The organism is candidate division KSB1 bacterium, assembly GCA_022562085.1.
Classification (GTDB): Bacteria; Zhuqueibacterota; Zhuqueibacteria; order Oceanimicrobiales; family Oceanimicrobiaceae; genus Oceanimicrobium.
The window spans coordinates 1-3,327 of sequence record JADFPY010000428.1; the positions used below are offsets into that span (position 1 = coordinate 1).

At 45.9% G+C, this 3,327-nt stretch carries 2 protein-coding genes; both read right to left on the reverse strand.

The window, feature by feature from the left end:
• Positions 1-283: 283 nt before the first annotated feature.
• Positions 284-3,001: a pyruvate dehydrogenase (acetyl-transferring), homodimeric type gene (aceE, locus tag IH879_21730; protein ID MCH7677547.1), complete on the reverse strand. Its 2,718-nt coding sequence runs from the start codon at positions 2,999-3,001 to the stop codon at positions 284-286.
• A gap of 152 nt (positions 3,002-3,153) precedes the next feature.
• Positions 3,154-3,327: Hpt domain-containing protein (locus IH879_21735; protein MCH7677548.1), on the reverse strand; the 174-nt coding region annotated here is incomplete at its 5' end.

Below are 3,327 nucleotides of genomic sequence, written 5' to 3' on the forward strand. Positions count from 1 at the left end.
CGAACGGGACTGAAATCGAGGAACAGCTTATGGTTGAGCCGAAACAAAAGGCGACTCCGAAGACCCGTCGCAAGAAGCCTGAGCCACCCTGAGAACATCTAAAACGATTGAAACGGTTTACAAAGTTGATTAAGATTTTCCTGGTTTTTGACTGTTTTTCTTCAAATTTGTTGCTTATTTGTTACTCACTAAATTATCTATTCAATATTTTCAATAAGTTAAGCTTATTAATTATGATTCGATATATTTCACACGAGTGTTAAATTTAACGCTCCTACATTTTTTAGGATTTCACAGGATCAGCCTTCTCCGCATCAATCCCCAACTCATCGATGGCTTTTTTGACAACATCGGGTTTGATTTTGCCCTGTTGTGCGAGCTGATTCAAAACAGCAATCGTAATGCACTCGGCATCGACTTCAAAGAAGCGGCGCAGGGACTCGCGGGTGTCGCTGCGGCCAAAGCCGTCGGTTCCAAGTGAGTACAGGCCACCTGGTACCCAGCGGTTGACTTGCTCGGGAACGATTTTCATGTAATCAGAGACTGCTACAAACGGACCTTCTTCCTTTTCCAGAAGTTGGGAGATGTAAGCTTTTTTGGGCTTTTTGGTTGGATGCAGCAGGTTCCAGCGCTCGACTTCCAGAGCGTTGCGGCGGAGTTCTTTGTAACTGGTAGCGCTCCAAACATCGGCAAGGACTTTGTATTTTTTCTCCAAAATTTCTTGCGCTCTCAAAGCCTCACGCAGAATTGAGCCGCTGCCAAAGATGTGCGCTTTGTGAAAATCTTTGTGTTTCGCTGTTTTTTTCTTCTCTGAGAATTTATAAAGCCCTTTGAGAATGCCACTCTCACACCCTTGCGGCATTTTTGCCATGGGATAGTTTTCATTTCCCAAAGTGATATAGTAAAAAATATCTTCACGGTCATGGTACATGCGTTTCAAACCGTCTTGAATGATAACCGCGATTTCATAAGCATAAGTTGGATCATAAGTAAGCAGGTTTGGCACAGTGCTGGCCAAAACGTGACTGTGGCCATCTTCGTGCTGCAGGCCTTCACCATTCAGAGTCGTTCGTCCGGAAGTCGCGCCCAAAAGAAATCCTCGGCCTCGCAGATCACCAAACGCCCAGATTAAGTCGCCGACTCGCTGGAAACCAAACATGGAATAAAAAATGAAAAACGGAATCATGTCCACGCCGTGGGTCGCATAAGCGGTGCCCGCTGCGGTGAAAGAAGACATGGAACCGGCTTCGGTAATTCCCTCCTCAAGGAGTTGCCCGTCTTTCGCCTCACGATAATATAAAAAGGTGTTCGAGTCCACAGGCTCATAGAGTTGTCCCTGGTGTGCGTAGATGCCGTACTGACGAAACAGTGACTCCATACCGAAAGTTCGGGCTTCGTCCGGTACGATTGGCACAATCTGGTCGCCAATGTCTTTGTGTTTTAAAAGCTGGGTCAGCATACGGACGAATGCCATTGTCGTGGAGACTTCGCGTTCCGAACCTTTGAGAAATTCATTGAAAATATCTAATTTTGGTATATCCATTGGAACGGAGAAGACTTTTCGTTCGGGCACAAATCCGCCAAGCTCTCGCCTTCTTTCCAGCAAATATTGAATTTCTTCACTATCTTTGGCAGGTTTATAAAAAGGCGCTGTGCGGACCTGGGAATCAGGGATCGGTATGTCGAATCTATCGCGAAAGTGCATCATTTCGTCTTCATTCAGCTTTTTTTGCTGGTGGGTTATATTTTTTCCCTCGCCGGCTTCGCCCAACCCGTAGCCTTTAACTGTTTTGGCTAAAATGACAGTTGGACTTCCTTCATTTTCAATGGCAGCTTGATAGGCCGCGTTGACTTTAACCGGATCATGTCCCCCGCGCCTGAGTTTCTTTAATTGCCCCCCGGAGATATTTTGAATCAGGTTTTTAAGTTCCGGGTACTTGCCAAAGAAATGTTCCCGAATATAATCGCCGGGCTCAACCGTGTATTTTTGGTACTGGCCATCGACAACTTCGTTCATTCGTTGCACCAGAAGACCGTTTTTATCCTGCTTAAGGAGAGGATCCCATTGGGAGCCCCAAATAACTTTTATCACATTCCAGCCTGCGCCTCGAAATACGGTCTCCAATTCCTGAATAATTTTGCCGTTGCCGCGAACCGGTCCGTCCAGGCGCTGTAAATTACAATTGATTACAAAAATCAAATTGTCGAGTTGTTCACGGGCCGCCAATGTAATCGCACCTAAGCTTTCGGGTTCGTCGGTTTCGCCGTCCCCCAGAAACGCCCAAACATGTTGGTGTGAAGTATCTTTGATGCCGCGGTCTTGCAGATAGCGGTTAAAACGCGCCTGGTAAATTGCCGTAATCGGCGCAAGCCCCATTGAAACCGTGGGGAACTCCCAAAAGTCCGGCATGAGCCAGGGGTGCGGATAAGACGACAGCCCGCCGCCCTTTTCTAATTCTTGTCTGAAATTTTCTAATTGAGTTTCGGTAAGCCGTCCTTCCAGAAAAGCACGGGAGTAAATACCCGGCGCGGCGTGCCCTTGAAAGTAGATTTGATCGCCGTCGAAATTTTCACCGCGGCCGCGGAAGAAATGATTAAATCCAACTTCATAAAGCGTTGCAGCAGATGCAAAAGTGGAGATATGCCCGCCAAGGCCATCTGACTTCATATTGGCCCGAACAACCATTGCCATTGCGTTCCAGCGGACAATACTCTTAATTCGGCGCTCGATAGCACGATCGCCGGGGAAAGGGGGGTCTGCCTCGGCCGGAATTGTATTTATATACGGCGTGTTTGCTGTAAAGGGCAACTGAATACCGAGTTGACGCCCTTTCTCTATAAGTTTAGTTAATAGAAAAAGGGTGCGCTCTGAACCCTTAAATTCAATAACATCTTCAAGCGCTTCGAGCCATTCGGCGGTTTCATCGATATCGGTATCGCCGTTCAGGCTGGCTGGTTCGAGATTTTGTTTTATATATCCGGATACTGCTATATCAGACATTAGTCTCTCCAATTTTTTTAAACATGCTTAACTGATTCTAAACCTTGCAGATTTTGACGCCTTCAACGATTTACTATACTGGATTTATCGAAATTAGAAATGAAGATGAGTAAACCTGAAAGGTTTAGAATTAAACATTTTTTTGTAAAATGTCAACCTTTTTGCTCTTCCAGGGTTTCGTCTGATTTGTACTTTTTCAGGAATGACTTGAATTGCTTGGCGAGTTGTTTTAGATTTGGCAATTTTCGATTTTTGGCAGCCTCTTCCATTTCAGATCCTAATTCGGAAATTTCCGGAAACCCGTAACTGGCTCCGCTGCCTTTCAT

Bases quoted from the DNA above. Each gene is read 5' to 3' on its own strand.
- aceE (MCH7677547.1), bottom strand. From the start codon at position 3,001: ATGTCTGATATAGCAGTATCCGGATATATAAAACAAAATCTCGAACCA.